At 44.2% G+C, this 15,383-nt stretch carries 17 protein-coding genes and 1 pseudogene; 14 read left to right on the top strand and 4 right to left on the bottom strand.

Annotated elements, in window-relative coordinates; all coding sequences use genetic code 11:
- Nucleotides 1-297: 297 nt before the first annotated feature.
- Both FFM80_RS08665 and FFM80_RS08660 read left to right on the top strand, forming a co-directional pair.
- The gene (locus FFM80_RS08665; RefSeq protein WP_137640425.1) at nt 298-558 is read left to right on the top strand and encodes a DUF2187 domain-containing protein; all 261 of its coding nucleotides are present in this window, start codon (nt 298-300) and stop codon (nt 556-558) included.
- Nucleotides 559-701: 143 nt separating this feature from the next.
- The gene (locus FFM80_RS08660) at nt 702-2,114 is read left to right on the top strand and encodes an MFS transporter (protein ID WP_137640424.1); all 1,413 of its coding nucleotides are present in this window, start codon (nt 702-704) and stop codon (nt 2,112-2,114) included.
- 64 nt (nt 2,115-2,178) lie between these two features.
- Here FFM80_RS08660 and FFM80_RS08655 read toward each other — a convergent pair whose 3' ends face one another.
- Nucleotides 2,179-3,075: a metal ABC transporter solute-binding protein, Zn/Mn family gene (locus FFM80_RS08655; RefSeq protein ID WP_137640423.1), complete on the bottom strand. Its 897-nt coding sequence runs from the start codon at nt 3,073-3,075 to the stop codon at nt 2,179-2,181.
- A gap of 243 nt (nt 3,076-3,318) precedes the next feature.
- On the opposite strand from FFM80_RS08655, the gene FFM80_RS08650 reads away from it, so the two are divergent.
- The 8 genes from FFM80_RS08650 (at nt 3,319) to FFM80_RS08615 (ending at nt 9,073) form a co-directional block, all read left to right on the top strand.
- Nucleotides 3,319-3,849, top strand: a complete 531-nt coding sequence (locus tag FFM80_RS08650) for a CvpA family protein (RefSeq protein WP_137640422.1) — start codon at nt 3,319-3,321, stop codon at nt 3,847-3,849.
- Nucleotides 3,850-4,005: 156 nt separating this feature from the next.
- Nucleotides 4,006-4,374 carry a dihydroneopterin aldolase gene (gene folB / locus FFM80_RS08645; RefSeq protein WP_137640421.1) on the top strand — a complete coding sequence of 123 codons (369 nt, stop codon included), beginning with the start codon at nt 4,006-4,008 and terminating at the stop codon, nt 4,372-4,374.
- Nucleotides 4,364-4,873 carry a 2-amino-4-hydroxy-6-hydroxymethyldihydropteridine diphosphokinase gene (gene folK, locus FFM80_RS08640; RefSeq protein ID WP_137640420.1) on the top strand — a complete coding sequence of 170 codons (510 nt, stop codon included), beginning with the start codon at nt 4,364-4,366 and terminating at the stop codon, nt 4,871-4,873. The genes folB and folK overlap by 11 nt, the downstream gene beginning before the upstream one ends.
- Nucleotides 4,866-5,435 carry a GTP cyclohydrolase I FolE gene (folE, locus tag FFM80_RS08635; protein WP_137640419.1) on the top strand — a complete coding sequence of 190 codons (570 nt, stop codon included), beginning with the start codon at nt 4,866-4,868 and terminating at the stop codon, nt 5,433-5,435. The genes folK and folE overlap by 8 nt, the downstream gene beginning before the upstream one ends.
- 11 nt (nt 5,436-5,446) lie before the next feature.
- Nucleotides 5,447-6,799 carry a bifunctional folylpolyglutamate synthase/dihydrofolate synthase gene (locus tag FFM80_RS08630; RefSeq protein ID WP_137640418.1) on the top strand — a complete coding sequence of 451 codons (1,353 nt, stop codon included), beginning with the start codon at nt 5,447-5,449 and terminating at the stop codon, nt 6,797-6,799.
- Nucleotides 6,789-7,376, top strand: coding sequence for a non-canonical purine NTP pyrophosphatase (locus FFM80_RS08625; RefSeq protein WP_137640417.1), 588 nt, complete (start codon nt 6,789-6,791; stop codon nt 7,374-7,376). The genes FFM80_RS08630 and FFM80_RS08625 overlap by 11 nt, the downstream gene beginning before the upstream one ends.
- 24 nt (nt 7,377-7,400) lie before the next feature.
- Entirely contained in the window at nt 7,401-8,549 is a 1,149-nt protein-coding gene (gene folP / locus FFM80_RS08620) for a dihydropteroate synthase (protein ID WP_137640416.1), read from the top strand.
- Nucleotides 8,546-9,073, top strand: coding sequence for a DNA-3-methyladenine glycosylase I (locus FFM80_RS08615; RefSeq protein WP_137640415.1), 528 nt, complete (start codon nt 8,546-8,548; stop codon nt 9,071-9,073). The genes folP and FFM80_RS08615 overlap by 4 nt, the downstream gene beginning before the upstream one ends.
- Nucleotides 9,074-9,320: 247 nt before the next feature.
- Here the strand turns inward: FFM80_RS08615 and FFM80_RS08610 are convergent.
- A pseudogene (locus FFM80_RS08610) lies at nt 9,321-9,443 on the bottom strand (IS5/IS1182 family transposase); the annotation flags it as partial.
- 466 nt (nt 9,444-9,909) lie between these two features.
- On the opposite strand from FFM80_RS08610, the gene FFM80_RS08605 reads away from it, so the two are divergent.
- The 3 genes from FFM80_RS08605 to FFM80_RS08595 all read left to right on the top strand — a co-directional run bounded on the left by FFM80_RS08605 (nt 9,910) and on the right by FFM80_RS08595 (nt 12,697).
- Nucleotides 9,910-10,599 (top strand): hypothetical protein, encoded by a 690-nt coding sequence (locus FFM80_RS08605; RefSeq protein WP_137640414.1) that lies wholly within the window; start codon nt 9,910-9,912, stop codon nt 10,597-10,599.
- Nucleotides 10,600-11,465: 866 nt separating this feature from the next.
- Nucleotides 11,466-12,365 (top strand): IS982 family transposase, encoded by a 900-nt coding sequence (locus tag FFM80_RS08600; RefSeq protein WP_137640413.1) that lies wholly within the window; start codon nt 11,466-11,468, stop codon nt 12,363-12,365.
- A 56-nt stretch (nt 12,366-12,421) separates the two neighbouring features.
- Nucleotides 12,422-12,697, top strand: a complete 276-nt coding sequence (locus FFM80_RS08595) for a hypothetical protein (RefSeq protein WP_137640412.1) — start codon at nt 12,422-12,424, stop codon at nt 12,695-12,697.
- A 423-nt stretch (nt 12,698-13,120) separates the two neighbouring features.
- On the opposite strand, the gene FFM80_RS08590 is transcribed toward FFM80_RS08595, so the two are convergent.
- On the bottom strand, nt 13,121-14,008 hold the full coding sequence (locus FFM80_RS08590) for a cation diffusion facilitator family transporter (RefSeq protein ID WP_137640411.1): 888 nt from the start codon (nt 14,006-14,008) through the stop codon (nt 13,121-13,123).
- Nucleotides 14,009-14,145: 137 nt separating this feature from the next.
- Between FFM80_RS08590 and FFM80_RS08585 the strand changes: the two genes are divergently transcribed.
- The gene (locus tag FFM80_RS08585) at nt 14,146-14,487 is read left to right on the top strand and encodes an ArsR/SmtB family transcription factor (RefSeq protein WP_137635945.1); all 342 of its coding nucleotides are present in this window, start codon (nt 14,146-14,148) and stop codon (nt 14,485-14,487) included.
- Between the two features lie 104 nt (nt 14,488-14,591).
- Here FFM80_RS08585 and FFM80_RS08580 read toward each other — a convergent pair whose 3' ends face one another.
- Nucleotides 14,592-15,332: a sulfite exporter TauE/SafE family protein gene (locus tag FFM80_RS08580; RefSeq protein WP_171001066.1), complete on the bottom strand. Its 741-nt coding sequence runs from the start codon at nt 15,330-15,332 to the stop codon at nt 14,592-14,594.
- Nucleotides 15,333-15,383: the final 51 nt, after the last annotated feature.

The following is a 15,383-nucleotide window of genomic DNA, read 5'->3' as shown; positions in this document are numbered from 1 at the left end:
CGAACACAGAAGTCAAGCTTCTTAGCGCCGAGAGTAGTTGGGGGATCGCTCCCTGCGAGGGTAGGACGTTGCCATGCAAACAGTAAAGTGTTTAGGATAAAACCTAAACACTTTTTTTGTATCTTCAAATAACGATGATTAGTGGAAACAGTGTTGGATTCATTCGTTACCTTGCCTTACTTTTGTAAAGATACTTTAAAATAGCCCCTGATTTTCACGGTTAACGGTGCTGTTAATTGTTATTCACCACATTCCGTGCTATGTTATTAGCATATTTTATGAAGTGGAGTGATAGTGATGGCTAAAATTGCTGTGGGGGATCGTGTTAAGTGCCAAAAGAATGGTAATACCGATTATGATTTTTATGCTAAAGTGGAAAAAGTTTACGAAAACTCTGCTTACGTCACAATAACCCATTATGACTTACGGGATGATCTCAATGTGGCTGAACTGCAATACCGGGCGGTGATTGCGCTGAAGAAGATGGCGTTAGTTAAAGCTGGTGAATTAGACCATACCAAGCTACAAACGGTTAGCGCCGCCATGTTAGCTGAATAACGAGAATGTGTAACGGTTAATCTAAGCTAAGTCGCTTAGGTTAACCGTTTTTTGTCGTGAACGTACCTGTACATTCCGACTTAAAATGAGTACAATAGTAACTGTTAGATGATAATAGTTCTAAAGTGAGAGAGGGAGAGTAAATGACTAATTCCAAAACAACGATTACCCTAGCCGGGCGGCGCCGTTTCTGGTTTATTTTTACGTTGTTAACGGGGACTTGGACAATGTCGATCAGTCAATCGTCATTATCCACGGTTTACCCAACGTTTATGCAGGACTTCGGGATTTCAGCCTCAACAGTTCAATGGTTAACGACCGGGTTCATGTTGACGATGGTCGTGATGATGCCGATCAGTCCATGGTTACTAAATAATATTGGCTTTAAGAAATTATTCTTAACTGTTTTAGTCTTGTTCGATATTGGTTCAATTATTATTTATTTCGCGCCAAGTTTTGCGGTAATGATGGTTGGTCGCTTGATCAAGGCCGCGGCGGTCGGGGTCTTATTTCCATCGTATCAATCCATTCTACTGACCATCACGCCAGAAGCTAAACGTGGCTCAACCATGGGAGTGGCCGGACTAGTGATGGGTTCTGCCTTAGCTAGTGGGCCGATTATTTCTGGGGTCGTGTTGAAGTTTACGGACTGGCATGGTTTATTCCTAGTCTTTATTACTGTTGCCACGATTTTAATCGTGCTGAGCTTTGTCACGATTCAAGATGTCATGGTCAGCAAGCCGTCGAAGCTTGATGGATTATCAATTGTGATGTTATTAGGCTTTGCTGGAATCTTGTACGTGGTTAATGAGATTGGTAAACCAAATGTTAATTGGACGTTTGGCTGGGGCTTATTGATCGTATCACTGCTGGCGGTAGCCTATTTCACGTATCGGCAATTCCATCTGGAGACCCCGTTACTTGAATTACGGGTCTTAAAGACTTTTAATTATGACTTGGCAATCTTCTTAACGGCAATTTCTTATATTGCGCTAATTGTGGTTACCATTGTCTTTCCATTGTATTACCAAGGGGTCTTAAAGGTATCACCCTTTATTTCAGGTTTATCTTTAGTTCCTGGGGCGGTCTTTTTAAGTATCTTGAATCCATTAACTGGGAAGTTAGCTGAAAAGATTGGTTATAAGCAGATCATGTTGATTGGGATGAGTATGATTGTCGTGGGGTGGCTGATCCTAGCGTTAATCACGACTAAGCTTAATCTAGCCACGATGATCCTAATCGCCGCTTTGATTGAAGGCGGGAACGCCTTTGTCATGATGCCAGCGGTGACCTTAGGAGCGAACTCATTGCCTAACCAGCTGATTTCGCATGGTACTGCGGTGATTACCACGGTACGGCAAATTTTAGGCTCTGCCGGGGTCGCCATCGCGACATTGATCTTATCCAACGTGACGGCGGCACAGCTAAAGGCTGGGGTTCCAACATTAGCTGCTAACTTGCATGGTTACCATGCCGTCTTCTTGACGATGCTGGGGGTTGAAATTGTTGGCGTAATCTTAGCGCTATTATTACGCGATGAGCGGCAAAAGAATTAAGCTTAATCTAAAAAGCCTTTCAGAAATTATTGAAATTTCTGGAAGGCCTTTTAGTTACGGATAGTTAGTTGTGTGCCTGGATCTTAGCGAGTTGGCGATACTGATCCAGCATCCAGCTGGCATACGTTTGGTTAGCCGGTAAAGTTTCGGTGACTTTAAGGACCGGAACGTCGGCTTTTTTAGCTAGTTTCACCATATTATCGACTAAGTTACTGTCTGATTGGGTATTTTCGACAAAGAAAGCAATTCGATGATGCTTAATGTCTTGTTGCATCTGCTGAATGTCTTTCGGTGACGGATCGGCACCTTCTTCGATTGACTTGGCGAAGTGATTATTGCTGATCTGGTAGCCTAACGCTTTTAATGCGTAGTCAAAGACCGGTTCGCTAACGGCCACCTTTTGACCGTGGACGTGTTGCTTCAATTGTTTGATTTCGGTCGTTAATGGGGCCAAACTCGCATTATAGGCTTTTGCCTGCTTTATAAAATACTGGCGATGGGCGGGCTGCAGTTGACCGAGACGGTTGGCAATGAGTCGCGCCAGCTTCGGCATCGTGGTTGGATCATACCAGATGTGTTCGTTGGCACCATCGGCTAGTCCGGCCACATCTTGTCCAACTTGAATGACTTGTGCATTTTGCGCTTTATTGGTAATCAGCTTACTCATCCAGTCATCGTAGCCCAAGCCGTTATAAATCAATAATTGCGCGGTACTCGTTTGCTTGGCTGTTTGAACGGTGGCTTCATAGTCATGCGGGTCGATACTTGGTCGATCAATCACCGACTTGACCTGGCCGTACTTACCAGCGACTTTTTTAGCCGTCTGACCGTAAAAATCTAAGCTAGCTACGATTTTAATCTGACCATGACTCGTCGGACTGGCTGTCTGCTGACAACCGGCTAAGACGCCGCTAAGCCCTAGTAGTAGGACGGCGCCTAAGAAGATTTGCTTTAAACGCATGTGGGGTGCTCCGTTTCTAAGATAATGACCATTTTTAAATGGTAACAGTTACTATTAAAGGTAACGAAAAACGGTTCGGAAGTCAAGTTACAGGCTAAGATCAGGGTATGTGGTTACCAGTTAGACGGTGTTGTTAATTAAGATGATTACCCTCTAAATTTGCCTTAATTTTAGTTGGTTGCCGGTATTGCCACGCACGGAACTGGTAAAATAAGAGCACGAACACAGGAGGATTTTATATCGATGATTTTTACAATTGTGATTTTACTATTATTAGTGACAGCTATCATGCGCGGCTTTCACCGCGGTTTGGTTATTGAAGTGTTGCACTTGATTGGGACGATTGGGGTCCTCGTGTTTGCGCGGCTGCTTTACCAACCATTAGGCACGTTGATTGCCAACTTATTAACCGGGATGAAACTCATGAATCAGAGTGCCATCAGTGGTTTGGTGATTAACTTAGTGTCATTTTTCCTACTCTCATCATTGGGGTGGTCAGTGATCCGCCTATTAGCCCGAGTGTCGCGCAGTGTGACTTGGTTACCGGTTATTAAGCAAGTTAACAGCTTAGCTGGTGGGGCGGTGGCTTTTGTGCTGACTTACTTGGTGATTTTTGTGGTCTTATCACTCGCCAGCTTAGTCAATACGGACTTTATTCAAACGCAAATGGCCCAATCGCCCGTCGCGACTTTTATTGTGGAACGGACACCGGGGTTAACAAGTCAGTACCTTGGGAAGGTCTTTAAATTTGAAACTGGATTACAAAATTCATAGACTTTAAAAACACGAATCTTCGAACTGGAAGGTTCGTGTTTTTGGGTCAATTGACAAACATTTTTGGAATGAAAGTTCGATATTCATCGGATTACTATCACTAAGCGGGTGCTTCATGCTATTATGGTAGTTAAAAACAGCTAAAGAGGGATTCTAATGGGAATGATTCGGATTAATAACTTGCGCGTCCACACGTTTAACGGGGTATTACCAGAAGAACGGCGCAACGGGCAACAATTAGCCTTGGATATTGCAATTAAATATCCGATCGAAACGAAAGTTCGGCATGATGATGTGCATGAAACGATCAATTACGCCGAAGTCCGCGCCATTACGGATGAATTCGTCACTACGCATTCCTATAAGTTGATTGAATCGTTGGCGAATCACTTGTTAGCGGCTTTACTCGATCATTTTCCGACGGTGGAGACGATTAATGTCAAAATTCGGAAGTACAGTGTGCCGATGCCAGGTATCTTTGACGATGTCGAGATTGAAGTGGAGGGGGCGCCACATGTCAAGTGACGAACGAGTCTATCTAAGTGTTGGTTCGAATATTCATCCGCGCGTGGCGTCGATTCGACAGGCGCTGGCACAGTTGCGCGCTTTACCAGCTGTGACGGTGTTAGCTACGTCGAATTGGTATGAAACGGAGCCCTGGGGTAAGCGCGATCAAGCTAACTTTTACAACGTTTCGGTCGCACTAACGACCACTTTAACGCCGGATCAACTTTTAACGGCGTTACATATGATTGAACAACAATTGCACCGGCAACGTGATATTCATTGGGGACCACGGACGATTGATTTAGATATTATTTTCTGGGGCCGTCGCCAGATTAACACGGCAACGTTACAAGTGCCACATCCCCATGCTGGTGAACGGAACTTTGTATTGTTGCCAACTGCTGAGATTGCGAAAGATGATCCATTAGTAGCACCTCAGCTGGCCGGCTTGATTGCGGCCAATCAAGATACGAGTTGGATTAAAAATGTAGGGAATGTGAGTGAGCAAGATGATTGATGAAACGAAACAGGCGACGATTCGCCACGCAGTACGTGAGATTTTAACGGCGATCGGTGAAGATCCCGATCGTCCCGGGTTAGTTGAGACGCCCGACCGTGTCGCTCGGATGTATGCGGAAGTCTTTGCAACGAAGACCGCGGCCCCATTCGATAACTATAAGTTGTTTAAAATTACTGATCCGACTGAAATGGTTTTATTAAAAGATATCCCGTTCTATTCAATGTGTGAACATCATTTGTTACCATTCTTTGGGACGGTTCAAGTTGCCTACGTGCCACAGCATGATCAAGTGATTGGCCTAAGTAAGATTCCTCGGTTGATCGACTATTGCAGTCAGCAACCCAACGTTCAAGAACGCTTAACGGTAACGATTGCGACGGAACTGCAACGGATTTTAGACCCAGCTGGGATTGCGGTGTCAATCACGGCGCGGCATATGTGTATGGAGATGCGGGGTGTCAGCAAGCCGGGTGTTCAGACTGAAAGTAGTTATTATAGCGGGAAGTTCCGTGCTGACTTAGACTTAAAGCGGGAATTTTTACAACGAATTAATCAGTAGGCAGGTGACACATGACGACAACGACTAAGATTGAGGCTCGTTATCAGCAATTATTAGGTCAATTGAATCAAGCCATGCTCGTGACTGAGACGGATCGAGTGCCATTATTGCGGCGGATCATGCAGCATTTAAATCAACCGGATCGACACTTTCACGTGATCCATCTGGCGGGAACCAATGGTAAAGGCTCAACCGGTGCAATGCTGGCCAGTATTTTGCAAGCGCAAGGCTATCAAGTTGGGCGTTTTAGTAGTCCAGCGATTAATGACGCGCGTGAGCAATTGCAAGTGAACGGCCGCTGGATTACGGCGGCGGAATTTATTGATACGTATCAAGAGATTGTGCCCGTCTTAACGAATATGGGATTGACGGCGGCCGAGGTGTCGATCTTTGAATGGTTCTTTTTGATTGGGATGGTCTGGTTTCGCAACTTAGGGATTGATTGGGCCGTGGTTGAAGCCGGGTTAGGCGGTCAATATGATGCGACCAATGCTTTGGCGGGCCCACAAGTTACCGTCTTTACGAAGGTTGCCTTGGACCATACTGCTATTTTAGGCCCGACGATTACGGCGATTGCCCGCAATAAATCAAAGATTATTAAGCCGAAGACCACCGTTGTTACGTTAGCTAATCAAGCGCCGGCCGCGGCTACCGTTTTTACGGCTGAAGCTGAAGCCCAACATGTGCCGTTAGTGGTGGCAAAGCAGTTAAAAGTTCAAGTCCAGCAGCGTGATATTACTGGCACAACGGTCTCAATGAGTAGCGATTTATTCGATTGGTCAACGTTAAAGTTCGGTTTAGTAGGCGACTATCAGTTACAAAATCTCAGCTTAGTCTTAACGGTTGTCGCGGTGCTGCAACGGCAACAGGTGGCAATCACCACCATGGCAGTACGAACTGGGTTACAGCAAGTTCGATTGCCTGGTCGCTTAACCGTCCTTCAAGAAGCGCCGTTGATCATTGCGGACGGCGCGCATAATCCTGATGGTATGCAGGCCTTAGTCACGAGTGTACAGCAGTTATTGCCGCATCGGCCATTAGTCTGGGTCGTCGGGGTCTTAAAGGATAAAGATTATGAACCGATGTTACAACAACTTGTGCCTGCCGCAACCACGGTGATTACCAATACGCCAGCTAATCCACAACGGGCTTTGTCAGCGGTTGCCTTAGCTGCGGTGGCACAGACTGTCGCGGACGAACAAGCGGTTCAACCGCAGATTCAAGCGGCGTCAACGATTCAATCCGCACTAGCGTTAGCGCAACAAGCCGTGGCTGATAATGGGGCGATTATTGTGACGGGATCCTTTTATGTGATGCGTGAATTACAACAAACGGGCTGGCAGGTGTTTAGCGATGGGCATTGATTGGCTGATTGCTTCCAATAATCGGGGGAAGAGTGATGATTTACGACGCTGCTTGGCCTATTATGGCGTCTCGGCATCCCAATATTTAACCCGCTATCCGCGCCTGAACTTTCCGGCTGAAACTACGACCAGTTATGTCGATAATGCCGTCGGAAAAGCGCGGTTTGCGGCACGAGCCTTGCAACAGCCAGCCATTGCGGATGATAGTGGCTTAGAACTACCGGCGCGCCCAGACTTATTCGGGGTGACGACAGCGCGGGACTTAGGAGTTGCCGTAAGTGGTTCTGATCGTAATCGTGAGATTATAACTACACTAAATAGCTTACCGTTAGCGCAACGTCGTGCTGTGATGCGCGCCACATTGGCGGCAGCTTGGCCAGATGGTCGCGTCGTGGTCGCCCAGGCAACCGTGACTGGTTATTTATTACCGGTCCAAATCGGTCAGTATTCGGGTGGCTTTGATCGGTTATTTTGGTTACCGTGCTTGGGCCGCACTTTAGCTGAATTGCCAGATCAATGGCGGATTCCACTGAGTCATCGTGGTCAAGCCGCTCAACAACTCAAACAACAATTGTGAACAAGGAAAGGTTAGGTGGCATCGATGTTAGTTCAAGATATTACCAGTACATTTGCTGAAGCGCGCGACTTTGCTAGTCAGGCGCTGAGTACCCAAATCAACCGGGAACAACAGCTCGTGCTCCGTTTTACGCAGTATGACCGGGAACAACAAGTCAAGTTAACCCAATTGGCACACCAATTAGATGGCGTCGTACAGGCGAGTCCGGCGGCTTTGACGATGCTGCTCAGCCAACCAGCAGCCCGCCAATTAACACGGCACTGGTCCCAAGTCTTTCAACAACAGGCGACCGTGCAGATTCAATTGACGCAAATCATGAAGCAATATGACATCTACTGGCAAGCGGGTGATCATCGCTTCAATTTAACGACGAAACCCTTAATCTATGGCATTATGAATATTACGCCTGATTCCTTTTACGATGGTGGCCGCTACGAAACGATGGCCGATGTCTTGGCGCACGTCGATGAGATGCTGCAAGCGGGTGCCGATGTCATCGAGGTCAATGGTCAAACGACGCGGCCCGGCTTTAAAGAAGTCACACCAGCCGAAGAGCTAGATCGGACCTTGCCATATATTCGGGCCATTAAAGCCCAATTTCCAGCAGCCGTCTTGGCCATCGATACGTACAAGTATCCCGTGATGCAAGCAGTCTTAACGGAAGGCGTCAGCATTATTAATGACGTGAATGCCTTTACGGATGATCCGCGTAAGCTACAATTAATGGCGGATAGCCGGGTGGGCTTATTGACGATGCATAGTAGTCGTGACCAAGAGTATGCGGACTTAACGAGTAGCATGCGGCAGTTTTTCGAGCAAAATCTAGCTGAATTGACCGCGGCGGGGATTGATCTAGAACGAATCGCCTTAGATCAAGGCATCGGGTATTCCAAAGTTGCTCATGGTGAACAAGACTACGTGATGATGCGTAATATTGATGAATTCAATTATTTAAAACGGCCGATGATGGTTGCCATCTCACGCAAAGGTTACTTGGGACTCTTATTGGGTCTGAAGAAAGAAGACCGCTTGCCAATGACTTTAGTGACGGAAGCGGCGATGATGTTAAAAGGTGGCCGAATCTTGCGGGTACACGATGTTGCCGAAACTAAGCAACTAGTGACATTGCTGAATCGGATTGAAAATGGGTATTGGTTGGCGAGTGCCAAATGATTGCGAGCGATGATTTTAATGAGATTATGGCTGATGGGGTTGCAGATTACAGCGCGTATTTCGGTACGCCAACACATGATGATCATGTCTTATTCGAATTGTTGATCGTCGGGATCTTGCAAACCGGTCTCAGTTGGCAGGTGGCGGCGAGTCAGTTGCCAAGCTTGCGTCAACACATGGCTGGACTACGGGTGGACCAAGTAGCCGGCTTTGATGAACCAGACTTTGAACGACTGATGCAAGCGCCGGGCGTGATGCATAATGGTCGGAAATTACGTGCAATCATGACCGATGCGCGGGCGATTGTAAAGTTGCAGGCCGAATATGGCAGTTTCAGTCATTATTTATGGGCATTTGTCGATGCAACGCCGTTCATCATGCCAGCGCCAGACGATGAATTGCCGATGCGTTCGGCCTTGGGGGCACGGGTGGCGAAAGACTTGCATCGCCATGGCTTTACTTTTGTCGGGCCAGTGGTGACGCATATGTTCTTGTTAGCGGCTGGAATTATTCAAGTTAATTAAGGGCAGGTTGTTAAGACCTTATATCTAGGCTGGGATTTTGGGTTAAATAAACCCCCAAAATTTAACATTGACTACTAATTAAGGATAAAATTCCTGGTTGGTAGTCTTTTTAGTTTTGAATCTGAGTTATCAGTTGATATAAGAAGTGGTTTCTTAAGGTCGGTATCAGTGTCATCATCCATCGCTTAGTTGGCAATGGGCAATAATTATGACCCAAATTTCTTTGTCCTTAGAACGTGTCTTCAAATTATTTTGTAAGTAGAAATATAGTCGCAATTTGGACAAATGCTAAAAACGACGACGCTAACTTATCAAAGCGCGTCGCAATATGTCTAAAATGCTTTAATTTATTGAAATAACACTCGATTATTTTTAATTTGAACTTTAGTATTGCTGTTTAATCGGGTTTTATGTAAGATTGACATTGGAAACTCTCCTTGCTGTTAATGTGTGTGTTGTGGTGACTTCACAATAACATAAGTGGAGTTTCTTTTTTCACCCAATGGGTGAAAAAAGAATAGCCTGGAATCTCTTATCGCTAAAGCGATGACAAGATTTCAGGCTATTTTTGTGAATAGATCGGGTAACAGGACTGGTAATATTTATGCTATCTGTATGCTTTGAAGACACACTCTAGTAGAACAGGAATAGTGACTAGATTAACATATTGAAGGCAGGTCTTAAAAAACGACTTTACAAAAAATTTATCTTTTCTTCAAAAAGGTAAACAATAAATTTACAATAAATTGAAGATTGTAAGTAATTACAAATGTTAATATAACTTCGTAACATATTGGTTGTTTCTTAATCAGGATTTCAGAAAGGATGTTTTTACTATGTTGAAAAGTCCCGTGCTTTATGGTTTATTAGCGACAGTGCTTTTAGCGCCAATCGTACTTGAATCTGCAACTGAGGCCAGTGCGAATGCAACTGATAACTCTTCCAACACAGTGGTAACTGCTGCATACAAGCAACGACATACCACTAGTCAAGAACATAATGCTACTGGGTTAACGGAATCTCAAATTCAAAAGATCAATCCATATGTTACTGTTTTAAATAATAGATATCAGTTAAATCATACTGCTTCAGGAGCTTTTAATAAGCAAGAATTAAAACAAATTAAGTTATCAATTAGTCAAGCCAATAAAACTGTCATTGAACAACACTTAACAATTGAGCCAGTGACTAAGAGTACAGTATCTATTCCTGAATCGAAAGCAGCCTGGAACAGTCATTATACAGCAACTAATTTTTGGTGGGGAACAAGATACTATTTTACAAGTAATGCGGCAGTGGCAGAAATGACAAATGAATTATCAAATATTGAATATGGGTTTGACGTGGCGGGAGTAATTGGGACTTTATTTACTGATGGCGGTGCGGCTGCGGTGGCAACAACCGCTACTGCATACTTTAATTCAATGTCTATCTATTTAAATCATTATAATAACAATCACCGACACAATCAGATATATATGGATGTAAATTACTCAGGTGGCTATTCGTGTCACGTTTTAGCTTAGTATTGTAAACGGAAATTAGGGAATTGTGTATACTATGTATTTGTCAGTTCTAACACATGTAATCATCTATATTAGTATCATTTTGTTGCTCAGTTACATTAAGAAATATTTTCCAAATAATTCAATTATAACGTTTTTTAAGCGATACGGTGGATTGCTAATTGTTATTGTATTTATCTATGTACTTTTACAATTGAGAGTGCCGATTACTACAGTTGGTGTGCTTATTATTGGGTTTATACTTGTCTTTGGTTACTTGATATTTAAAAGTAAGCAATGATCTTGATTTGGACGGCTTGATTTCGATACTTTTCGGAATCAGGCCGTTTAATGGTTTAATGTTGATTTACCAGCTTGACGGGATTGCTAGGCGCTTAAAGTTAGCTTTTAAAGCTTGATTTTGACCAATAAAAATAACCGTTCAGAGAGCGATCTGAAGCAGTCAATCAAAATCACATTCTAATTTTAATTGTTAATTCTAAATCGTGGCATCCGTCGTTTCACAGGCGTCTTTGCCAAGTTCTACTTGTACTATAATATGGAAACTATTCGTTCAAACCTCACTGAGTTTTTCCAGAAAGATATTATTATCATTTAAAGCTAAACGACAAAGATGAACGGTCGTTGCCGTTTCGGTTGTACTCATGCCCCAGATATGCAAGTCAGGACTTGATTAACCTTTGACAATGACATTAAGTAATCGTTTGTTGATCGATATTGTCTATGTGGCATATACTTATATAACGCGTTGTGCTAGGTTCGTAATAATTTAAAAAATCAAATAGTGAATTCGGGTCTAAAGCATGCAAAAAGCCCGCATTTGCGGTAACTTCTAAGGCGTCCAAACCAAGAAAGAAGAATCGTAAATGCTAGGCCTCCCTAAAGTTATCGCAAAATTCAATCCAATTCAAGTTTCTGTCATGAAATTCGTGTCAATTATCAAACCTTTCTATGAAAAACTGCCGAAAGAATTCCGATATCGTTGTAATTATCGTGAGCTTAAAGTTAGTGACCTTATCATTTTGGCTTGTATGTTGGCTCGAATTGACTTGCATGAATCCAGTGAATCGCATTTCCATCAAATGTTAGTGGCTTCGGGAATCGTCGTCCCAGAAAGAAGTCGCTGTAATCGGCGCTGTCGTAAATTGAAGGATGCGGCAAAGCCAATTCGACTTTGGATGTTGAAAAAGTTTGTGCATGAGCCAGCTTATGAAATCATTGATAGTGCGCCAATTACATTAGTTTCAGCACGACGCAGCAATCAAGCAAAAGTCTTGCGAAGTATTGCCAATAAAGGCTATAACGCCACCAAAAAGACTTATTATTATGGATTCAAATTACATGCCGTCATGACTAACGATGGTTACTCTGTTAATTGGAAATTAACACCAGCTTCCATAGATGACCGCAAGGCAGCCATTGAATTATTAAGCAAGAGTCCCACCAAATATGTGTTAGCAGATGGCGGTTATTTAAGCCGACCGTTGCAAGAGTTTCTAAAGCGGACCTATGGCATTCATCTCTGGTTTCCATTGCGAAAAAATATGCGACCAAGTGATCAAACTAACCCAGCATTCTTAAAGAATCAACAACGACATATTGAAACAGCTTTTAATAATTTGAACACTGTTAGTCACTTTGAACATCCGGGAACGGATACCATGAATGGCTTGGATAGCCGTCTATCAACGATCTTTCTTTGGAATGTAATCAAAGCTCACGAGCAACTACAGCACGGACGCAGTGGGCTTAAAATCAATGATTGAACAAAATGTGTCAAACCTAGAACAACGCGTTATATATACGAATGGAGGCAATCAATATGCCAACAAGAAGGAAAGAACGAGTTATTGGTGAGTATGAGACACGTAAAATTGGTAATTCTCTTGTTTTAACTGTTCCACAGAAAGTGGGAGTGCCTGAAAAGTCCAAATATTTATTAGTTGCCAAGTCAGATGGGGTGCTGGAATATAAACCTGTTGAGAGTAATCCTTGGCTAAATGGTGAATTTGATGATATTGATTTTGATGCTGAAATTGCCCAACTGAATGACATTGATACGGGCGTAGCGGTTGGCAAGGAGTCTGTGATATGGTAATGCCACAACAAGGAGACCTAATCTTTATCGATGTGGAGCCACATGCAGGACATGAAGAAGGAGGACATAATCCGACTTCAGGGAATATTAGGCTTCCATTGGTTGTCCTTTCAAATGATGGCTATAATCAGAGTACCAGAAGGGATGCCAATCACGTCAAAGCTACTGAGTAATGGACGGTATATATACAGATTGCTGAACCTGAAAGTGGTATAAAAGGCTCGATTATTACTTTCATGTTACCGAATTATGATTATGTGGCTAGACATGGTGAAGTTGTTGGTAAGGTAAAGACTTCAATGTTAAATGAATTGCTGACACGGGCTAAAACGGTATTTTAGGATAATGATAAACAGATCATAATGTGGCTTAAAAAAGACTACCAATTAGAGAAAAGTTCCTAATTGGTAGCCTTTTTTAGCTTTAAATCGAAGTATCTGTCGTCTCATAGTCGACCTTGCCGAGTTCTACTTGCACGGTAATATGGGTCACTGGGAATTGGTCGCTCAAGCCTTTGTTGAGCTTTTCCAGAAAGACGTTATTATCGTTTAAAGTCGAACGACAAAGATGGACGGTCATCGCGGTTTCGGTCGTACTCATGCCCCAGATGTGCAGGTCATGGACTTGATTAACCGTTGGCCGTGATAGCAAGTAATCGCGAATCGCCTGTTGATCGATATTGTCAGGAACGGCTTCCAGCGAGTAATTCATGGCATCGCGGAGTAAGCCCCAAGTCCCGATTAAGATGACCACCGCAATCAGTAAGGAAATTACGGGGTCTAGCCAGTACCAGCCGGTCATTAAGATGACGAACCCGGCTAAGACCACGCCTAGCGATACCCCGGCATCGGCGGCCATGTGGAGAAAGGCGCCTTTGATATTTAAATCATGTTTTTGCCCTTTCATGAATAAGAGAGCGGTGAAGCCGTTCACTAAAATCCCGATGGCGGCCACGATAATGACATCCCATTCGGCAACTGGCGCCGGATGGTCGAGTCGTTGAATAGCTTCGACTGAAATCCCACCAATGGCGACAAGTAGGAAGACAGCATTGAAAAGCGCCGCGAGAATCGAGGAGCTTTTATAGCCATACGTGTACTTTGCATTAGCACTTTTTTGTCCAAGCCATAGTGCTAACCAGGAGATTAAGAGGCCGAGAACGTCACTGAGATTGTGACCGGCATCGGCGACTAAGGCCAGTGAATGACTCGACAACCCGTAGCCTGCTTCTAAGACGATAAAGACTGAATTTAAGATGACCCCAACTTTAAAAGCCGTGGTCTGTTGTTTGATTTGATGATCATGCGCCATTCGAATCGCACCCTTCTAAGTTGAATTTGACCGTTGAATGGTTATAATTAATTTATGAATGACCAGACATATGAATGGCTGTTCATGTGTATTGTAACACCTTTAATTTGTGGAAACAATCGGAAAATGGAGCAACTATGAATCCAGAGAATGAACATCAAGCCATCGTTACGAAACTCAGTCAGTTAATCCCGCAAGACGCGGAGCTGAGTCAAATTACCGCCATCTTTAAAGCCTTGGGTGATCCCACGCGCGCCCGTATTCTGTATGCTTTGGGGGTTTCGAAGTTAAGTGTGGGGGAACTCGCATCCGGCTTGAATCTAACGCAATCGAACATTTCGCACCAACTATCCGTGCTACGGAACTTAAAGTTGGTGGTTGGGACGCGTAATGGGCGTAACGTCCACTACCAACTGGCCGATAAGCATATCATCAGTATCTTTCAGCAAGTCGCCGCGCATGCGGAAGAACGGGTCTGATCGTGGGACAACGCTTGATGCTGGTTAAATTCAACTAGTGTCAAATGTATGGGTCATAAAAAGTCCGATTATCGTTAGCGCGATAATCGGACTTTTTATGTCGTTTAAACTAACATCCGCAATCCCATAATGATTAATAAGACACCCATAAATGGTTTCACATACGCATTGAGCTTGGCAGCATCGACTTTAGCTAGTAGGCGGGGGGCACAAAAGGCACCCACAACCGCACCGACCATCAAACTGAGGCCGACTGACCAATTAATGTTGTTGGCCGATAGGTGAAAGAGTAGACCAACTAATGACGTCCCGACTAGTACGTAAGCTGAGGTCGCAGTGGCTGGTAGCATATCGAGTCCCAAGACGAGTAAGCCAGCGATAATTGGGCCGCCACCACTTAAGCCGGCCACACCAACCATAATCCCACTGATTAGCCCATAAATAGCGGCTTGGATTCCTTGGTGTTGAACGGGGTGGTTGCCATGACTAAGAAAACGTTTGATGAGAATCTGAATACCTAGTCCCGTCAGGATGACAGCAACAATCCAAGTGTACGCGATGGAAGAAATGTAAGGCGCGACTAATGCGCCCACGATGGTCGCGGGAATGGCGGTCATCAGCATTTGATTGCCGACTTTAAAGTGAATCTGACCGGTTCGGTAATGCCCATAAGCGCCGACTAGCAATGATGGAAACGCCGTGACGAGGGACGTCGAGGCGGCGACGGCTGGGGCTAAACCGAAGACGCTGGTGAGTAGTCCTAAGTAAATCGCCGCGCCCCCACCGCCAGTGGAGATCACTAATAGCCCGACTAAAAAGCCGATAATGATTAAACTAATTGACATTAACATGTTGAGGCCCCTACTTTCATATTGTAATGACTAAGCTTAGTTTAA

Origin of the sequence: Lactiplantibacillus dongliensis, from assembly GCF_005405105.1 — a bacterium.
Classification (GTDB): domain Bacteria; phylum Bacillota; class Bacilli; order Lactobacillales; family Lactobacillaceae; genus Lactiplantibacillus; species Lactiplantibacillus dongliensis.
This window is presented reverse-complemented; position numbering and strand designations above follow the sequence as displayed.

What these genes read in the sequence shown, in the direction of transcription:
- folK (WP_137640420.1), top strand. Translation starts at nt 4,364, where the DNA reads ATGTCAAGTGACGAACGAGTCTATCTAAGTGTTGGTTCGAATATTCAT.
- FFM80_RS08585 (WP_137635945.1), top strand. Translation starts at nt 14,146, where the DNA reads ATGAATCCAGAGAATGAACATCAAGCCATCGTTACGAAACTCAGTCAG.
- folP (WP_137640416.1), top strand. Translation starts at nt 7,401, where the DNA reads ATGTTAGTTCAAGATATTACCAGTACATTTGCTGAAGCGCGCGACTTT.
- folB (WP_137640421.1), top strand. Translation starts at nt 4,006, where the DNA reads ATGGGAATGATTCGGATTAATAACTTGCGCGTCCACACGTTTAACGGG.
- FFM80_RS08600 (WP_137640413.1), top strand. Translation starts at nt 11,466, where the DNA reads ATGCTAGGCCTCCCTAAAGTTATCGCAAAATTCAATCCAATTCAAGTT.
- folE (WP_137640419.1), top strand. Translation starts at nt 4,866, where the DNA reads ATGATTGATGAAACGAAACAGGCGACGATTCGCCACGCAGTACGTGAG.
- FFM80_RS08580 (WP_171001066.1), bottom strand. Translation starts at nt 15,332, where the DNA reads ATGTCAATTAGTTTAATCATTATCGGCTTTTTAGTCGGGCTATTAGTG.
- FFM80_RS08625 (WP_137640417.1), top strand. Translation starts at nt 6,789, where the DNA reads ATGGGCATTGATTGGCTGATTGCTTCCAATAATCGGGGGAAGAGTGAT.
- FFM80_RS08630 (WP_137640418.1), top strand. Translation starts at nt 5,447, where the DNA reads ATGACGACAACGACTAAGATTGAGGCTCGTTATCAGCAATTATTAGGT.
- FFM80_RS08665 (WP_137640425.1), top strand. Translation starts at nt 298, where the DNA reads ATGGCTAAAATTGCTGTGGGGGATCGTGTTAAGTGCCAAAAGAATGGT.
- FFM80_RS08595 (WP_137640412.1), top strand. Translation starts at nt 12,422, where the DNA reads ATGCCAACAAGAAGGAAAGAACGAGTTATTGGTGAGTATGAGACACGT.
- FFM80_RS08655 (WP_137640423.1), bottom strand. Translation starts at nt 3,075, where the DNA reads ATGCGTTTAAAGCAAATCTTCTTAGGCGCCGTCCTACTACTAGGGCTT.
- FFM80_RS08615 (WP_137640415.1), top strand. Translation starts at nt 8,546, where the DNA reads ATGATTGCGAGCGATGATTTTAATGAGATTATGGCTGATGGGGTTGCA.
- FFM80_RS08650 (WP_137640422.1), top strand. Translation starts at nt 3,319, where the DNA reads ATGATTTTTACAATTGTGATTTTACTATTATTAGTGACAGCTATCATG.
- FFM80_RS08660 (WP_137640424.1), top strand. Translation starts at nt 702, where the DNA reads ATGACTAATTCCAAAACAACGATTACCCTAGCCGGGCGGCGCCGTTTC.
- FFM80_RS08605 (WP_137640414.1), top strand. Translation starts at nt 9,910, where the DNA reads ATGTTGAAAAGTCCCGTGCTTTATGGTTTATTAGCGACAGTGCTTTTA.
- FFM80_RS08590 (WP_137640411.1), bottom strand. Translation starts at nt 14,008, where the DNA reads ATGGCGCATGATCATCAAATCAAACAACAGACCACGGCTTTTAAAGTT.